At 54.2% G+C, this 18133-nt stretch carries 11 protein-coding genes; 4 read left to right on the plus strand and 7 right to left on the minus strand.

Annotated elements, in window-relative coordinates:
• Positions 1-128: 128 nt before the first annotated feature.
• Genes baeS through SK33_RS08920 form a run of 5 tightly spaced genes read right to left on the minus strand, consistent with a single transcriptional unit; the run spans position 129 to position 10400 of the window.
• The gene (gene baeS / locus SK33_RS08900) at positions 129-1541 is read right to left on the minus strand and encodes a two-component system sensor histidine kinase BaeS (protein ID WP_048218121.1); all 1413 of its coding nucleotides are present in this window, start codon (positions 1539-1541) and stop codon (positions 129-131) included.
• Positions 1541-2953, minus strand: coding sequence for an MFS transporter (locus SK33_RS08905; RefSeq protein ID WP_003036790.1), 1413 nt, complete (start codon positions 2951-2953; stop codon positions 1541-1543). Before SK33_RS08905 ends, baeS begins: the two co-directional genes overlap by 1 nt.
• Complete coding sequence (gene mdtC, locus SK33_RS08910) at positions 2950-6030, minus strand: multidrug efflux RND transporter permease subunit MdtC (protein ID WP_048218119.1); 3081 nt, start codon at positions 6028-6030, stop codon at positions 2950-2952. Before mdtC ends, SK33_RS08905 begins: the two co-directional genes overlap by 4 nt.
• Positions 6031-9153, minus strand: coding sequence for an MdtB/MuxB family multidrug efflux RND transporter permease subunit (locus SK33_RS08915; RefSeq protein ID WP_048218117.1), 3123 nt, complete (start codon positions 9151-9153; stop codon positions 6031-6033).
• Complete coding sequence (locus SK33_RS08920) at positions 9153-10400, minus strand: MdtA/MuxA family multidrug efflux RND transporter periplasmic adaptor subunit (RefSeq protein ID WP_048218115.1); 1248 nt, start codon at positions 10398-10400, stop codon at positions 9153-9155. Before SK33_RS08920 ends, SK33_RS08915 begins: the two co-directional genes overlap by 1 nt.
• 278 nt (positions 10401-10678) lie before the next feature.
• Between SK33_RS08920 and SK33_RS08925 the strand changes: the two genes are divergently transcribed.
• Positions 10679-10738: a type I toxin-antitoxin system Ibs family toxin gene (locus SK33_RS08925; RefSeq protein WP_101741518.1), complete on the plus strand. Its 60-nt coding sequence runs from the start codon at positions 10679-10681 to the stop codon at positions 10736-10738.
• Positions 10739-10836: 98 nt separating this feature from the next.
• Here the strand turns inward: SK33_RS08925 and yegD are convergent, their stop codons facing one another.
• Positions 10837-12189 (minus strand): molecular chaperone, encoded by a 1353-nt coding sequence (yegD, locus tag SK33_RS08930; protein WP_048218112.1) that lies wholly within the window; start codon positions 12187-12189, stop codon positions 10837-10839.
• Positions 12190-12325: 136 nt separating this feature from the next.
• On the opposite strand from yegD, the gene alkA reads away from it, so the two are divergent.
• Positions 12326-13195: a DNA-3-methyladenine glycosylase 2 gene (gene alkA, locus SK33_RS08935; RefSeq protein ID WP_003844335.1), complete on the plus strand. Its 870-nt coding sequence runs from the start codon at positions 12326-12328 to the stop codon at positions 13193-13195.
• On the opposite strand, the gene SK33_RS08940 is transcribed toward alkA, so the two are convergent.
• Positions 13163-16492 carry a diguanylate cyclase gene (locus SK33_RS08940; protein WP_048218901.1) on the minus strand — a complete coding sequence of 1110 codons (3330 nt, stop codon included), beginning with the start codon at positions 16490-16492 and terminating at the stop codon, positions 13163-13165. The genes alkA and SK33_RS08940 overlap by 33 nt on opposite strands.
• A gap of 315 nt (positions 16493-16807) precedes the next feature.
• Between SK33_RS08940 and udk the strand changes: the two genes are divergently transcribed.
• Together udk and dcd are read left to right on the plus strand one after the other, a co-directional pair.
• Positions 16808-17449, plus strand: a complete 642-nt coding sequence (gene udk, locus SK33_RS08945) for a uridine kinase (RefSeq protein ID WP_003036776.1) — start codon at positions 16808-16810, stop codon at positions 17447-17449.
• 91 nt (positions 17450-17540) lie between these two features.
• Positions 17541-18122 carry a dCTP deaminase gene (gene dcd / locus SK33_RS08950; protein WP_003036774.1) on the plus strand — a complete coding sequence of 194 codons (582 nt, stop codon included), beginning with the start codon at positions 17541-17543 and terminating at the stop codon, positions 18120-18122.
• The last annotated feature ends 11 nt before the right edge of the window (positions 18123-18133 follow it).

The raw sequence follows: 18133 nt of genomic DNA on the forward strand, positions 1-18133 counted from the left end.
TCGCATGTACCTCGCTTTGTACCCCTACTGAGTTTGGTTATCAACGCATGGAGTAAAGCAGGTCTGCGTGTTGAGTGCCTATGATATCCAGGTATGACGCGTTTTTATAGACGAATGTGAACATGGTTTTACATTCGTTGTGATTCTCTCTGTAAATCGCGTTCCAGCGGTAACTCTACTGTAATGCTAACCCCACCAAAAGGCGAATGGGCGGCGCGGATCAGACCATTATGCGCTTGTACGATATTGACGCAAATCGCCAGCCCCAGCCCGGAACCTCCGCTGGCGCGGTTACGCGAGCCTTCGGTGCGATAAAATCGTTCAAACAGCTTCTGTAACTGCTCGTCACTTACGCCGGGAGCGGAATCCGCGAAGGTTAATAACACCATGCGTTCGCGTTGTTCGGCGCTGATGTGCAGCCCGCCGCCGCTGTCGGTGTAGCGCAGGCTGTTTTCCAGCAGATTGTTGAACAACTGCATCAGACGATCCCTGTCGCCAAATACCGTCATGCTGTCCGGGAGCGAGAGTTGAATCGTCAGTCCACGGCTGGCAAAGCGTTCACGAAATGCGCCGCTTGCCACCTCAAGCAGCGGGATAAGATCCAGCGATGATTTCTGATAGGCCAGCGCGCCTTCATCTGACATGGAGAGCTGATGAAGGTCGTCAACCAGTTTGGTGAGCGTACCCACTTCAGCCTGCAAAGAAGCAACGGAGTCGGGCGTGAACTGGCGGACGCCATCCTGAATGGCCTCCAGTTCACCGCGCAACACCGCCAACGGCGTGCGCAGTTCGTGAGAAATGTCGGCCATAAAGTCACGACGCATCTGCTGGTTTTTTTCCAACGTACTGGCGAGCTGGTTGAAGTCCTGCGCCAGCTTGCCTAGCTCATCCGTACTGGTTGGCGTAACGCGAGTGGTGAAATCGCCCGCCGCCAGTTTGTGCGTGCCTTCCACCAACCGTTTAACCGGGGCCAGCAGGCTGCGCGCCAGCGTAAACGTTGCCAGCGCAGCCAGAATCGTGGAGAGCGCGACGATAAGCCAGCTGGAACGTCTTTGCTGCATGTCGAAATTGATATCGGTATTACGCGTTAAACGCTCCACCGGAGAGGCAATCACAGCACCCACTTCGCTACCGTTGACGCGGATGGGATGGCGCATACCGTCGCGGGGGACAGGAGCCCGCGGGCCGACCAGTACGTGGGCATTTTGATCGACAACCCAAAACTGTGTACGCCAGCCGTGTGGCGGCATGCCTGGACCCGGTTTATCATCGTCGTTGTCGTGTTCAAAAGAGCGCAGGATCTGGAAAACAAAACGATCGTTATTGCGTAAGAATCGCCAGTTGCCGTGCTGCGCGTACTGCTCGCTTAACGCATCGCTGAGCATTTGCAGCCGCTGTTCGTTACCGTGCTTAATATAGTCGATAAAACCGCGTTCGAAGCTTATGCGTACAGCCCAGTGCATGCTGATCAGCAACACAATGCAGGTGGCGAAAATCGCCAGAAACAGTTTGCCGGTGATACCGGGCCGCCAGAACTTCATCAGGTGCTCCTTTTGCGTCGTGAAATCACCGCATTGGTTTGCGTGTCGTTCGGCACGCGGGCAAAAATAATGGCGGGCAGCGCAATAATGAATGCAATGCACAGCCAGGTATACATAAAGACGCTATGCGTACTACCGCTGTCGATGGCGATATGTTGCTGGCCAAACATGCCTAACAGCAGACCCGCGATGGTCACCCCGATACTCATCGACAGCTGCATGATCATCGACAGCAAGCTGTTGCCGCTGCTGGCGAGATCGTCAGGCAGATCTTTTAACGTCAGGGTATTCATGGATGAAAAGCGCGTTGAGTTGACCATTCCCTGTAAAAACAGCACGAAGGGCAGGGCGTAATACCAGCCCAGCAGTGCCGTGGTCATTAGCAACAGACTGACCAGCGACAGGCCAAGCGTGGTGGTAATCAGTACGCGACGATAACCAAAGCGGTTAACGACCTGCACCACAATGCGCTTCATGCCCATACTGCCCAGCACCATCGGGATCATCATCAGTCCGGCATGAAACGGTGAAAAACCGAGGCCAATCTGTAAAAACACCGGCGTCATAAACGGCAGCATACCGCTGCCGATGCGTCCGGCAAAACTGCCGAACAGACCTAGCGAGAAGGTCGATGTGCGAAACAGATTCAGGCTAAACAGCGCGCGGGGATTTCGATGGGCGTGTTTCAGATACAGCGCAATAGCCAGCACCCCGCAGATAACCAACGCCGCCAGCGTGATACTGGAGAGACCTGTTCCTTTGCTGCCATCGAGCGCCAGCGTCAGAACCGCCATACCGACCGCCAGCATCGCGAATCCGGAGAGGTCGAAGCGTCGGGTTTGCATGGTGTAGTTGGGCATCAACATTAACGTCGCTATCGCGCCGACAATGCCTACCGGAATGTTAATCAAAAAGATCCAGTGCCAGGAGGCGTATTCAACCAGAATTCCGCCTAACGCTGGGCCCAGCAGCGGGCCGATTTGACCGGGTAAAGTGACAAACGTCATCGCCGCCATATATTGCTCACGCGGGACGATTTTCATCACCGTCAGCCTGCCGACTGGCACCATCATCGCACCGCCAACGCCTTGTAAGACGCGCGCCATCACCAGCTCGTTGAGCGTGCTGGACCCGGCGCAAAACAGCGAACCAAGCGTAAACAGGATAATGGCGGTGAAGAAGATATTACGCACACCAACTTTGTCCGCCAGCCATCCGCTGGCGGGCAGCATCACGGCAACGGTTAAAACATATGACACTATGACCATATGCATGTGTAACGGGCTTTCCCCGAGGCTTGCCGCCATCGAGGGAAGCGCGGTATTAACGATGGTGGTATCCAGCGACTGCATAAAAAAACCAAATGCCACAATCCAAAGTTGCCAGCGGGTGCTGTCGGGAAGTTCTGTCATAACTCTGCTACCGGTTTGCTGTTTTTACGCGAAAAACGCAGACGCAGACGGTCGAAAAAGAGATAGACCACAGGCGTGGTGTACAGCGTCAGGAGTTGGCTCACGACCAGCCCACCGACAATGGTTATCCCCAACGGCTGGCGCAGCTCAGAGCCATCCCCTGCGGATAACACTAACGGCAGTGCGCCAAATAACGCCGCCAGCGTGGTCATCATGATTGGGCGAAAGCGCAACAGGCAGGCCTGGAAAATAGCTTCTTCCGGCTGCAGCTTACCGTTTCTCTGCGCTTCCAGCGCAAAATCGACCATCATGATGGCGTTTTTCTTCACAATTCCAATTAATAGCATGATCCCTATCAGGGCGATTAGGCTGAATGGGGCATTGAACAGCTCCAGCGCCAGCAAAGCCCCGACCCCTGCCGAAGGTAGCGTGGAGAGAATGGTCAGCGGATGTACATAGCTTTCATACAGCATACCCAGCACGATATAGACGGTGGCGATGGCGGCGATAATCAGGATCATCTGCGAGTTCATAGTGTCCTGAAATACCTGGGCGGTACCGGCAAAGCTGCCACGAACCGTGGAGGGGACGCCGAGCTGGGTCATGGTTCTGTTGATGGCCTCTGTCGCTTCTGACAGTGAAGAACCTGTCGGCAGGTTAAACGACACGGTTGAGGCGGCAGATAATCCCTGATGGTTTACCGACAGTGGGGCATTCGCTGGCTGCCATTTGGCAAAGTACGATAACGGGATCGCTTTACCGTCATTGTTGATGACGAACATTTTGTCCAGTGCGCTGATGTCCTGGGTGTAACGTCGATCGACCTCCATCACCACTTTGTACTGGTTCATCGGCTGATAGATGGTTGAAATTTGTCGCTGACCAAAGGCGTTATTCAGCAGGCTGTTGGCGGCTGCCACGTCGATCCCAAGACGAGACATGGTGTCGCGATCGTAAATCAGATTCATCTCCGCGCCATTGTCCTGCTGATCGGAGTTGACGTCCGCCAGTTGGGGCAGGGTGGCAAGCGCCTTACGGATCTTCGGTTCCCACTCACGCAGCGCCGCCAGATCGTCGGACAGCAATGTGTATTGATAGCTGGCGTTGGCCTGGCGTCCGCCAACGCGGATGTCCTGCACCGCCATCAGAAACAGATTCGCACCTGGTTCTTTTGAAAGCGCAACGCGCAGGCGGTCGATCACCTGCTGAGCGGTTTCACGGCGCTCATCGCGGGGCTTGAGGGTAATAAACATCATCCCGCTGTTAACCCGTGACCCACCGGTAAAGCCGGTGACATTGTTCACCGCCGGATCGTCGCGGATGATCTTCATAAAATCCTGCAGTTTACCGCGCATCGCCTGGAAAGAGATGCTCTGGTCAGCCTGGATCCCTCCCATCAATACGCCCGTATCCTGCTCTGGGAAGAAGGTTTTGGGGATGGAAACATAAAGCCAGATATTCAGCGCAATGGTGCCGAGTAATACCACGCCCACCAGTCGCGTGTGGCGCAGTACCCATTTAAGTGAAGTGCTGTAGCTTTGCTGCAGCGCTACCAGCACGCGACCAAATCCCCGTTTACGCGGCTGTTCACGCGGGGCGCTGGATTTAAGCATCCAGCCGCACATCATTGGCGTTAATGTCAGCGACACCAGCAGCGAGATACCGATGGCAACCGACAGCGTGACGGCAAATTCGCGCAGCAGGCGTCCAGGCAATCCGCCCATTAACAGCAGCGGCAGGAATACCGCCACCAGCGACAGGCTCATGGAAAGCACGGTGAATCCCACTTCGCGCGTACCCTGTAACGCCGCCTGGAGTGGCTTCATTCCTGCTTCCAGGTGGCGGGCAATATTTTCCAGCACCACGATGGCGTCATCTACGACAAATCCCGTGGCAATGGTTAACGCCATCAATGACAGGTTGTTCAGGCTGAATCCGCACAGATACATGGCGGCAAAGGTACCGATCAGCGAGACCGGAACCGCTACCGCGGGGATCAGAGTCGCACGCCCGGATCGCAGGAAAACAAAGACCACCAGGATAACCAGCGCCACGGAGATAATCAGCGTCTGTTCAACTTCCTCTAATGAAGCGCGAATGGTCGGTGAACGGTCCTGGGCGATTTGCAGATCGATGGCGGCCGGGACCAGCGTTTGTAGCTCCGGTAATTTGGCGCGAATGCTATCTACCGTCTGAATAATATTGGCTTCCGGCAGCTTGCGGATCATCAGCAGAATGGCCGGTTTGGCGTTGGTCATCCCCGCGTTACGAACGTCCTGTACAGAGTCGGTTATAGACGCAACATCACCCAGTCGCACCGCTGCGCCGTTGTTATAGTGGATGATAATCGGTTGATATTCGGCGGCGGTTTTCAGCTCATCGTTAGTTTGTACCTGCCAGCGATGGGTATCATTCTCGATAGCGCCCTGCGGCTTACGCACGTTGGCATTGTCGATCGCGCTACGCACGTCGTCCAGTGACACGCCCTGGTTAAACAGCGCCTGCGGGTTGAGTCCTACCCGCACGGCAGGCAGAGAACTGCCTCCAACGTCCACGTCGCCCACACCGTCGATTTGCGCGATGGTCTGCGCCAGTTGTGTTGATGCGAAATCGTATAGTTCACCCTGCGAGTAAGTGTCCGACGTCAGCGTCAGGATCATGATTGGCGCATCGGAAGGGTTAGCTTTGCGATACGTTGGTCGGCTCGGCATCCCGCTGGGCAGCAGGCTTTGCGCGGCGTTAATCGCGGCCTGAACGTCCCGCGCCGCGCCATTGATGTCACGGTCGAATTTGAATTCGAGAATAATACGCGTACTGCCAAGCGAACTACTCGAAGTCATTTCGTTTACGCCCGCGATGCGGCCCAGCGAGCGCTCCAGCGGAGTTGCGACCGAAGACGCCATCGTTTCAGGGGAGGCACCGGGTAATGATGCGCTGACCATTATCACCGGAAAATCCACCTGCGGCAGCGGAGCGACCGGCAGCAGACGAAATCCGAGTATGCCGCACAGGGTGATGGCCACCGAAATGAGAATGGTCGCCACCGGCCGATGAATGAAAAGCGCGAAAAATTTCATTTACGCTTCCTCTTCCTGACGCGGGAAGCGGCTTTTCACATACAGCGACAGACGGTCAAACAGCAGATAAATTACCGGGGTGGTAAACAGGGTTAATACCTGACTCACAAGCAGTCCACCGACCATGCCAATGCCTAACGGACGGCGTAACTCTGCGCCCACGCCGGTACTTAACATCAGCGGCAACGCGCCGAGCAGTGCCGCCAGCGTAGTCATCAGAATTGGGCGGAAACGCAGCAGACAGGCCTGGAAAATAGCATCGCGCGGTGCCATGCCTTGTTCGCGCTCCGCGGCAAGGGCAAAGTCGATCATCATGATGGCGTTTTTCTTGACGATACCGATGAGCAAAATAATGCCAATAATCGCGATGACGTCCAGTTCGCTGCCGGCAATCATTAACGCCAGCAGTGCCCCGACGCCCGCCGTCGGCAGCGTGGAGAGAATAGTAATTGGGTGAATAAAGCTCTCATACAGCACGCCGAGCACGATATACATCGCCACAACCGCAGCCACAATCAACCAGATGGTATTTCCCAGCGCGGCCTGGAAGGCGAGCGTGCTGCCCTGGAACTGGGTCGTAATATTTGCGGGCAGGTTAAGCGTTTTTTCGGCGTCCAGAATCGCCTGTACCGCATCACCCAGCGAATGTTCGTCTGGCACGTTGAACGAGATGGTGGTGACCGGGAACTGATCGAGGTGGTTAATCGACAGCGGGGCAAAACGCTGTTCAATACTGGCGATTGCGCTGAGCGGTACTATGCCACCGTCGCTACTGGTCAGACGTATTGTATCCAGTGCCGCAAGCCCCGGCGTATTGTTGGTGTTATGTTCTAACACCACGCGATATTGATTTGCCTGGGTGTAAATAGTCGAAATCAAACGCTGGCCGAAGGCGTTGTACAGGGCGTTGTCGACATCTGACATGCTGATGCCCAAACGGCTGGCGCTGTCGCGATTGACGTTCACATACGCTACCAGCCCTTTGTCCTGCCAGTCGCTGCTGACGTCGGACAGTTGCGGTAGCTGCTGTAGTTTTGCTAACAGCTGTGGAACCCAGGTGCTGAGGGCATCAAGGGATGTCGCTTGCAGCGTGAACTGATATTGCGTCCGGCTCACCTGAGTATCAATCGTCAGATCCTGAGTGGGCTGAAGATAAAGGTCAACTCCGGGAACCCTGTCAACCGCATCCTGTAAGCGCGCAATCACTTTCTGCACCCGATCGTCACGTTCATCCAGCGGTTTAAGGTTGATTTGCAAACGCGCGCTGTTCAATGCCGGATTAGTACCATCCACACCGACAAAAGCGGTCAGGCTCTCTACCGCCGGATCTTTAAGGATGACATCTGAAACCTGGCGCTGGCGCTCGGCCATGCTGGCGAATGAGCTGGACTGCGGTGCCTGTAGCGTACCCTGGATAATGCCGTTGTCCTGGATTGGGAAGAAACCTTTGGGGATAAAAACCCAAAGCATGACGCTCAATGCCAGCGTGCCGAGCGCTACGCTAAGTGTGAGCCACGGATGGTTAAGTACTTTTGCCAGCCAATGACCGTACCCGGCTATGACGCGATCAAACATTCGCTCTGAGGCGCGGGAGAAGCGATTTTGCTTACGCAATGAGGCCTGATTCAGCATGCGCGCGCACATCATCGGCGTAAGAGTGAGCGAGACAACGGCGGAAATCAGAATCGCCACCGCCAGCGTAACGGCGAATTCACGGAACAAACGCCCGACAATATCGCCCATGAATAGCAGTGGGATCAATACCGCAATCAATGAAAACGTCAGGGAGATGATGGTAAAACCAATCTCGCCCGCGCCCTTCAGGGCAGCAGTCAGCGGTTTTTCGCCTTTTTCGATATAGCGTGAAATATTCTCGATAACCACGATAGCGTCATCCACAACAAAGCCTGTCGCGATGGTGAGCGCCATTAAGGTCAGATTGTTGATGGAGAAATCAAGAAATACCATCACCGCGAAGGTGCCGATTAACGACAACGGTACGGCGACTGCAGGAATAATCGTCGCCGGAATATTGCGCAGAAACAGGTAGATAATCATCACCACCAGCGCTATCGCCAGCATCAACTCGAACTGGGTGTCTGCAACGGAGGCACGAATATTGGTGGTACGATCGGAAAGTACGCTGACCTTAACCGATTTGGGCAGGCTTTCGGTAAGTTGTGGCAGCATCTGGCGGATACTGTCTGCCGTGGAGATAATGTTCGCCCCAGGCTGGCGCTGCACATTCATCACTATAGCTTGTTGCTTATTTGCCCATGCACCCAGCCAGCTGTTTTCTGCTCCTTGTTCGACGGTAGCGACATCGCCCAGACGAACCGGTGCACCGTTTTTATAGGCAATAATGAGCTGACGATATTCATCTGCGGACTGCATCTGGTCGTTAGCTGAAAGGGTAACGGCGCGCGTTGGGCCATCAAGACTCCCTTTTGCTGAATTGACGTTGGCACCGGTAATGGCCGTACGGATGGTTTCGCTGGTAAGACCGAGTGCGGCAATGGCCTGAGCGTTAAGTTTCACGCGGACCGCCGGACGTTGCCCACCGGAAAGTGTTACCAGACCCACGCCGGATACCTGAGAGATTTTCTGCGCGACGCGGGTTTCGACCATATCTTCCACCTGCGTCATCGGCATGGCGCTGGAAGTGACCGCCAGCGTCATGATCGGCGGATCTGCCGGGTTTACCTTGCTGTAGACCGGAGGGTTAGGTAGATCGCTGGGTAATAAATTGGTGGCGGCGTTAATCGCGGCCTGAACTTCTTGCTCGGCAACATCCAGCGGGAGCGTCAGTTGAAACTGTAACGTAACGACCGATGCGCCACCGGAGCTTTGTGATGACATCTGTTTTAAGCCAGACATCTGGCCAAACTGACGTTCAAGCGGCGCGGTTACCGCCGAGGTCATGACGTCCGGGCTGGCGCCAGGGTAGAGCGTCACGACCTGAATCGTGGGGTAATCCACTTCAGGTAAGGCGGCGATTGGCAGGAAGCGATAACCGATAATACCGGCAAGCAAAATCGCGACCATCAGCAGCGTAGTGGCGACGGGGCGCAGAATGAACAGGCGCGATGGTCCGCCTGTGTTGTCCGGAGGTAACACCTGCATCAGGAGTTGGCTCCTTTTTTGCCGTATCCGCGTGGCGCTGTTTTCTCATCGGAAACAGAGGCGTCGTGCGCCTCAACGACTTCGACTTTTGCGCCTTCCGTCAGACGGTCAATACCGTCAGTCACGACCCGATCGCCTGCGGACAACCCAGCGGCGATCACCACTTTTTGGCTGTCCTGAATACCCGGTTTAACCAGATGCTTGCTCACTTTGTTGTCGCTATTCAGTACCCAGACAAAGTGCCCTTCGTTGCCCATCTGCAGGGCTGCTGTTGGGATCACCACGGCATTTTGCTGCGTGTCGACCAGCATGCGGGCGTTGACGAACTGGTTAGGGAATAACGCATCATCCTGATTGTTAAAACGGGCTTTAACTTTGATGGTTCCTGTAGTGGCATCAATCTGATTGTCGAGACTGAGCAGGACGCCTTCACTCAGTTTTTGTGAATTGGTTCGGTCCCAGGCTTCGACCTTCAGCTGGCTCCCCGATTTTTGTGCCTGCAACACGGTAGCAATGTCGTTTTCAGGCAAAGTAAATATCAGGTCGATGGGATGAGTTTGCGTAATAACGACGATCCCGGTGGTATCGCCGCTAGAAATTTGGTTACCGACATCGACCTGCTTCAGGCCGACACGACCATCGACAGGTGCGGTTATCCGACTCCAGTCGAGCTGCAACTGAGCGCTGGCGACACTGGCTTCATCCGCTTTGATTGTGCCTAACGTCTCATTGACCAGCGCCTGCTGGGCATCCAGCTCCTGGCGGGAGACCAGATTGGTTTTAACCAACTGTTGATAGCGGGCAAGATCGCGACGGGCATTCGCCAGCGTGGCTTTATCTTTTGCCAGTTGTCCCTGCGCCTGAGCCAGAGTGACTTTGAACTGGCTGGGATCTATCTCTGCCAGCAGGTCGCCGGCTTTTACCTGTTGTCCTTCCTCAAAGTGTAAGGCAATGAGCTGACCATCCACCCGGCTACGTACCGTGGCGGTATTGGCGGCAGTAATGGTACCCAGCCCTGTCAGGTAACGTGGAACGGCTTCCTCGGTGGCAGTGGCAGCCTGCACGGGAGCCAACGGTCCGGAGCGCAATCCACGGCGTGCCGACCCAGGCGTGTGCTGCGCTGGTTTGGTAGCGCCCGGTGCGGTTTCCTGGGAAGCGCTGCGGCTTTGCCAGAACCAGATGGCGGCGACGGTGGCCACGACGATCACGATTGCTATCACCCAGCGGGATTTATTACTGCCTTTCATTGTTATGAGTTTCTCATCCTGAAACGATTCGTGGAATGATACTAGTTTAGCCAGTGAACAAGGGAGAAAAATGGAGGAATTATGAAACACTGTCGGGATTCGTCTGAATGCTGACGCGGCTTTGCGAGGCGTTACGCAACAATTTGCGGCGAAAATAGCGAATGCGTCATTGTGCGTTAGAGTGCGGTCAAGGCAAAAGGAGGTAAGCCAGAGATTTCAGCGGGACGCTGGAACGGGAAAGCCCCTCCCGAGGAAGGGGCCAAAATAAGGAAAGGGTTATGATGAAGTACGTCATCATACTGGTGATACTCTTAGTCATTAGCTTCGCGGCTTACTAAGACACCAGGGGAGGGGAAACCCTCCCTAACCCTCACTCCTGAAAATAAGGCACAGTAACGATGATGTCAATACGCGTACCTTTAAGCCTGCGAGCCGCTTAGCGGAAAACAACGTCAGCCCAGCGGGCCAGACCGGCGGTGACAGAACCGAAGTCATCGCCACCCGCGATAGGGATCCCTGGAAGCTGCTGGGCGAGGGCTTTTTTAATCAGCGGTGAACGCGCGCTGCCGCCGGTCAGATAAATCACGTCCGGTTTTTCCTGCGCGTTGTCCAGCGCCAGTTTGACCTGCTCCAGAATGCGCGCCAGGGGCTGATTGAGCGCGGCCTCCAATCCATGTTGACTAATATCGGTTGCCAGCGTGTCGCTGATAAACGGTATCGCCGCCGTTACAATGGTCTGGTCGGAAAGCGCGATCTTGCTCTCTTCTGCGCTGCGCACCAGGCGATAGCTCAGACGCTCGCGCCAGACTTTAAGCAGCAAGGCTACTTTATCGGCTTCTTTCGCGTCGCGGACAAGATCGTTCAGTAAACGACCGTTGGCGCTGCTGTAGAAATCACTTTGCGCGGGAACATCGTTGATCGCAACCGCGTTCCACCAGGGGAGAATCGGTAAGGCGATCCCTTTTTCAGTCTCACCGCCCATACCTAGCAGCGGCATCAGGTGTTTAAACGCCAGCGCGATATCCAGATCGTTCCCGCCTACACGGCAGCCACTGTGTCCCAGCAGGCTGTTTTCGCGATCGGCGCGCTGATGCCATTGCGGCCCCATCAGCAGTAGTGAACAGTCGGTCGTACCCCCGCCAATATCTACCACCAGCACGCGTTTCTCATCCTGCAGTGTGGCTTCGTAATCCAGCCCCGCTGCTACCGGCTCGTACTGGAAGACGACATCCTGAAAACCGGCACGTTTGGCCGCACGTTCAAGAATCCCCTGCGCCTGGGTGTTGGCGTCATCGCCGCCTAATCCCTGGAAGTTGATGGGGCGACCAATTACGGCCTGAGTTATAGCTTCCGGCAGTTGGCTTTGCGCCTGGTTGCGAATGTGCAGCATCATTGCACAGACCAGATCTTCAAACAGCGCAACTTGCTGCGGCTTCAGACCGCTGGCGCCCAAAAATGATTTTGGCGATTTAACGAAGTACACCTCTTCAGGGTCTTCAATATACTGACCCAGCGATGTCAGACCGAACTGCACGCTGTTGGTGTTAACGTCGATGTCCTCTTCGCGATTGTAGCGCATCGCACGGCGAAGCAGCGCCTGTGTTTCATCGTCCGTGGTTGGAACGTCGTGATGGCGATACAGCCACTCGCTAACCGCTTCGCGCGTTGGTGCACACAGCATTGAGGGTAGCAGCGTGCTGTTATTTTCCATTTTGAGCAGGTGGGGCTGCCCATCACGCATAACGGCCACTGAACAGTTTGCCGTACCGTAGTCAAAACCAATAAACACCGTAAAAATCCCCATGCCAGTGAAGAAGGGGCGTGACTTTAACGAATAGTTGACGGCCCGACAACTGGAATATGAAAGCAAGGCGTACTGATTGAATACCGTTTATGCTGTAAGTTTGCTTTAAAAGGAAAACCGAATGTTCACGCTGAGCTGGCAACCGCCTTATGACTGGCCCTGGATGCTGGGATTTCTTGCCGCCCGTGCGGTTGAAGGTGTCGAAACCGTAGAAGAACTGAGTTATGTCCGAAGTCTGTCCGTAGGGGAGCATCGTGGTCTGGTGAGCGTTGTCCCGGATCTGCACGCCAATGTGTTACACGTGACGTTGAGCTCAGGGTTACAGCCTGTAGCCTCCGAGTGCCTGGCAAAAATAACGCGCTTGTTCGATCTTTCATGTTGCCCGCAGCAAATTGTCTGCGCGCTGGGTAACCTCGGCGCGGCGCGTCCGGGATTGCGCCTGCCGGGATGTGTCGATGCTTTTGAGCAAGGGGTACGGGCGATTTTAGGACAGTTAGTCAGCGTGGCGATGGCCGCGAAACTGACAGCGAAAGTAGCGCACGCTTATGGCAATACGCTGGAGGATGCGCCCGAGTATGTGTGTTTTCCCTCTCCAGAAGAGCTTGCCAACGCCGATCCGCTGCACCTGAAAACGTTAGGAATGCCGCTCAAACGCGCTGAAGCGTTGATTCACCTTGCTCATGCAACCCTTGAAGGAACGCTCGCGACAACAGCCCCTGCCGATATCGAACAAGGCGTTAAGCAGCTACAAACATTTCCCGGGATAGGGCGCTGGACCGCCAACTACTTTGCGCTGCGCGGCTGGCAGGCGAAGGACGTTTTTCTGCCGGATGATTATCTGATTAAGCAGCGTTTTCCCGGCATGACACCAGCCCAGATCCGGCGGTATGCAGAGCGCTGGAAACCCTGGCGCTCCTATGCGCTGTTGCATATCTGGTATACGGATGGTTGGCAACCGTCAGTTGATGGCGAAATTGCTGGTATTCAGTAGTAGATCCAGCGGTTGGGCGTCGGCAATAATATCACCATAAATCATATCAATACCGATGCCAGAAAGCGTATCCATGATGAGTGGCAGTTGCACCGGACCGGCGATGGTTTTAATGTCCAGGCGCTGAGCATGACCCTGGATAATGGACACCCACATTTCGTCGATCAAGTTGCCGGGAGCGCTGGCACTTAGCTCGCTGTCGAGTAACAGGTAATCGACAATGTGATATTTCAGGTTGTCAAAAAGCTCTAAGTCGCGACCAACCTGACTTAACACAATTCGACAACCGTACTGCCGCAGTCGATGCAGGGCGGATACCGCCTGCGTTGGGCTTGTTTTGATGACGCTGGATGGAACGGTCAGATGCAGCAATCGTGGTGGTAGCGGGCTGCGTTGCAAGTGCTCTAGCAGCTCATCTACCAGTTCTGTGTTGAGCAGGCCGGCGGCGGAAAGGGGCAGGGCAATACTGAGGCCCTTGTTGGCGACAGCCGAGGCAGCACTCTGGAAGAACTCGCCGAATACCCGACGATCGAGCGCCTGACTCAACGTGGGATCGACCAACCCGGCATGGAAGGCTTGATCTTCAATGACTTCACCCTCAGCGGTGCCTAAGCGAAGCGAGATAATCCAGAAGCTAAAAGTCTCCGGTATACGCGGAGAAGCAACACCTCTGGCGATCATCAGCATAGGGTTGTGTGTAATAGTGTGTCTTTGTTCATCCAATGACAGTTGGCTACGCGCGGCATGGGCCTGGCTTTGCTGAGGTTCATAGACACAGACTCGCCCACGTCCGCTGTTTTTCGCCGCGTAGCAGGCGATATCGGCCTGAGACATAACGTCAGTCGCGACATGGTTTTTCTCATCAATCAGCGTAATTCCCGCACTGGCGCCAATACGGTGCAAACGGCCTTCCCACATAAATTGGTAATTGTTAATAGCACTGATGATGCGTCCTGAGATAAAGCGGGCGCTTTCGATATTACAATCCGGCAGCAACAGACCAAACTCGTCGCCGCCAAGGCGCGCCAGCATATCGCTGGATCGCAACATGCTGAGCATAAGCGCAGAGAGCTCACGCAGCAGGGCATCGCCGGCGGCATGACCCGCGCTGTCGTTCACCGCTTTAAAACGATCCAAATCGATAAAAACCAGTACATGGCACTGGCGCGTGTCGTGTACCGAATGCAGCAATTGTTTTAGATGGTTTTCGAAGCTGACCCGGTTTGCCAACTGCGTCAGGTCATCATGTGAGGCACTGTAGCTAAGCTGGCGGAGCATCTTCCGTGACTCTGTGACGTCCTGAATGACTAACACCGAACCAATGCTGCCGCCGTCAAGGGTGCTGAGGGGCGTGATGCTGTACTGAATGTCATAACTGTTGCCGTTACGACAATGCAGGACCACTTCCTGCTCGATTGCCGTACGCGACATGTCAGCACTGTAGATATTTTCCATCAGCGGACCGTTCTCGCCAAAAGTAATATGTAGTACCGTCAATAGCGGAATGCCGATGGCACTGTCCTGCTGCCAGCCGCTCATTTTCTCAGCGACCGGATTCATAAAGGTCACGTTCATATCGACATCAATACAAATTACCGCTTCGCCGATTGAGTCCAGCGTAATGTGCAGGCGCTCTTTTTCCTGATACAGCGCTTCGTTAAGCTGCTTCACTTCGGTCATATCCATATTGATACCAAGTAAGCGTTCAACTTCACCGTCTTTATTCAGCACCCTGTTGGCCAACGAGCGGATATGGCGTATGCCATCTTTTACTGCGATACGAAACTCAAGCTTAAACGGAGCCCGTGCGGCCAGCGAATCACGAATCACATTTTCGGCGTACTCGCGATCTTCAGGTACGAGGCATTGATACCAGACTTGCCAACTGGGTTTGATATGTGCAGGAACTTCATACAGATCGAACATCCGTTTATCCCAACTGATCACGTCAGGCTGCAGTTCCCATTCCCAAATCCCAATACCCCCGGCTTCATTGGCGAGAGTAATGCGCTCCATCAGCCGTTTATTAATCCACTCGGTATGCTTCAGGTCGTTAATGTCTTCAACCTGCGCGATAAAGTAGAGTGGAGTGTTGTCGCTATGGCGCACCAGCGAAACGGCCAGCAACGCCCAGACGACGTCGCCCGCGCGGGTGTAATAGCGTTTTTCCATGGAATAGCTATTAATCTCTCCGCGTGCCAGCATGTTGAGCTGTTCAAGGTCGTTGTTCAGATCTTCCGGCCAGGTTAATTGCTGGAAGGTCAGCGAACGTAGCTCCTCCTGGCTATAGCCCAGAAACTGGCACAAGGCTTTATTGGCCTGTAGCCATTGCCCCTCGGTGCCAACCAGTGCCATGCCAATCGCGGAATATTCCATGGCGTTGCGAAAGCGCGACTCGCTTTCTGAAATGTGCTTGCGTTCAGCCCGAAATGCGTACATCACCATGGTCATCATATTGGCTGGCAGCAGGATCATTAAAAACGGCAGCCAGGGTATGCTGGTCAACATGGTCAGTTTGGGAGTGTAGAGCAACGAAGGGTCGGCGGCCAACATCAGCGAAACCATCATCACGGTGCTGAGGAATATTAAAAACGCCTCCATACGCGGCAGACGGACAGCGCTCCACATCAGCAGGACAATAACGCAAGTGAACGGCCATGGAATGTACATCATCGACAGCCAACTAAGCGTTAAGGTCACCAATAGCGTAATCAGGGTCTCAAGCAGTAAACGCGGGTCACGATGGCGCAGCAGATAATGTGGTTTAAACAATAAACCTAACGGCACCAACGCCAGTGCGCCAATGGATTCTGACAGTACCCAAATGAGAAAGGTATTTAACGATGTGTCCTTCGGCAGCAACAACCACATCAATATTCCGCCTAACAGTGGCGGAACAACCGCGCTACCAAATGCCAGGCGTGCCCAGTCATTCAAATTTTGTAAGGGATTGTACCAGGGCAGCAGTTTACGCAATAACATTGCGCCAACAACTGCCTCAATAATGTTAATGACTGTATAGGCGAAATTAAGCGACTGTCCGGGGAAGAAGAGTAAAGAGGCGCCGATGCTACCGAATGAGCAAGCCAGCGCGATCCCAGGCCACATCTTTCCCGCGTGACGGTAAAAAGCCACCATCATGATAGAGGTTGGAAACCACAGCGGCGCAAGCTGCGCGCCGTAACGTGACAGTTCTAGCGAAAACAACGTAAAGATGAAAGCCACCAGACCTAAACTGGCCAGGCGCAGTAGAGGATGGGGTAAGGTAACTAAAACATGTTGGGATTGTTTACTCATTACCACTCTACCCAAATAGCCGTTGTTGCCCAGCAGAGATGCCGGACGCATCACATTTAATCTGGGATTATGCTAGTACAAACAATTTACAATTTATACGCCAGCTGCTCATAAATTAACACTCCCAAGCTATTAATTCCTAAGGCAGGTGAATAAATATAGCGGCTGTTCTAAATCTGACCATTTTAATTTGCGACAGGGACAGCATTGGTGCAGCCTGGGGTGGCATCGCGCCGCTGAAATCCCTATAATTGCCGCGTTTGGCGTTTCGGCGCCGCCCTTCCTTACATCCAGGTTAATCAGGTCGCTAAATTTATGACTGATCAGTCCCATCAGTGCGTCATTATCGGCATTGCCGGCGCATCGGCTTCCGGCAAGAGCCTTATTGCCAGTACTCTTTATCGCGAATTGCGTGAACAAGTCGGTGACGAACATATTGGCGTTATTCCCGAAGACAGCTATTACAAAGATCAAAGCCATCTGTCGATGGAAGAACGTGTAAAAACCAACTACGACCATCCGAACGCGATGGACCACAGCCTGCTGTTTCAACATCTGCAAACGCTGAAACGCGGCTCTGCCATTGAGCTGCCGGTATATAGCTATGTTGAGCACACGCGTACGCAAGACACTATTCATATCGAACCCAAGAAAGTCATCATCCTGGAAGGCATTTTGCTGCTGACGGATGCGCGTTTGCGTGACGAGATGAACTTCTCTATTTTTGTTGATACGCCGTTGGATATTTGCCTGATGCGCCGTATCAAGCGGGATGTGAACGAACGTGGTCGTTCAATGGATTCGGTGATGGCGCAATACCAGAAAACCGTCCGCCCAATGTTCCTGCAATTTATTGAGCCTTCAAAACAATACGCCGACATCATTGTGCCGCGCGGGGGTAAAAACCGCATCGCCATCGATATTCTGAAGGCTAAAATCAGTCAGTTCTTTGAATAAGTTCAGCGAATTGTGTACCGTTCAGTGATAACCTGGTTCACCCTTAACGCACCTGGCATTAAGGGTTTGAAGCACGAAAGGAGAAAGTGCCATGCGTTTATGTGACCGAGATATTGAAGCCTGGTTGGATGAAGGTCGCCTGTCGATCAATCCACGCCCTCCTGTCGAGCGAATCAATGGCGCCACGGTAGATGTGCGCCTTGGCAACAAATTCCGTACGTTCCGCGGTCATACGGCGGCGTATATCGATTTAAGCGGACCGAAAGATGAAGTCAGCGCCGCGCTGGATCGCGTGATGAGTGATGAAATCGTCCTTAAGGACGGCGAAGCCTTTTTCCTGCATCCGGGGGAACTTGCACTGGCGGTAACATTCGAATCCGTGACGCTGCCTTCCGATCTCGTCGGTTGGTTAGATGGCCGTTCTTCGCTGGCTCGTCTGGGACTGATGGTACACGTCACCGCACACCGTATCGATCCGGGCTGGTCTGGCTGTATCGTACTGGAGTTTTACAACTCCGGAAAATTACCGCTGGCTCTGCGTCCGGGGATGCCGATTGGCGCGTTAAGTTTCGAACCGCTTTCCGGTCCGGCAGCGCGACCCTACAACCGTCGTCAGGATGCGAAGTATCGCGACCAGCAGGGCGCCGTTGCCAGCCGGATCGATAAAGACTGAGTGTTTATCAG

It is taken from the genome of Citrobacter sp. MGH103 (assembly GCF_001034475.2).
In the GTDB taxonomy this organism is placed as follows: domain Bacteria; phylum Pseudomonadota; class Gammaproteobacteria; order Enterobacterales; family Enterobacteriaceae; genus Citrobacter; species Citrobacter freundii.

Bases quoted from the DNA above. Each gene is read 5' to 3' on its own strand.
- baeS (WP_048218121.1), bottom strand. From the start codon at position 1,541: ATGAAGTTCTGGCGGCCCGGTATCACCGGCAAACTGTTTCTGGCGATT.
- SK33_RS08905 (WP_003036790.1), bottom strand. From the start codon at position 2,953: ATGACAGAACTTCCCGACAGCACCCGCTGGCAACTTTGGATTGTGGCA.
- mdtC (WP_048218119.1), bottom strand. From the start codon at position 6,030: ATGAAATTTTTCGCGCTTTTCATTCATCGGCCGGTGGCGACCATTCTC.
- SK33_RS08915 (WP_048218117.1), bottom strand. From the start codon at position 9,153: ATGCAGGTGTTACCTCCGGACAACACAGGCGGACCATCGCGCCTGTTC.
- SK33_RS08920 (WP_048218115.1), bottom strand. From the start codon at position 10,400: ATGAAAGGCAGTAATAAATCCCGCTGGGTGATAGCAATCGTGATCGTC.
- alkA (WP_003844335.1), top strand. From the start codon at position 12,326: ATGTTCACGCTGAGCTGGCAACCGCCTTATGACTGGCCCTGGATGCTG.
- SK33_RS08940 (WP_048218901.1), bottom strand. From the start codon at position 16,492: ATGAGTAAACAATCCCAACATGTTTTAGTTACCTTACCCCATCCTCTA.
- udk (WP_003036776.1), top strand. From the start codon at position 16,808: ATGACTGATCAGTCCCATCAGTGCGTCATTATCGGCATTGCCGGCGCA.
- dcd (WP_003036774.1), top strand. From the start codon at position 17,541: ATGCGTTTATGTGACCGAGATATTGAAGCCTGGTTGGATGAAGGTCGC.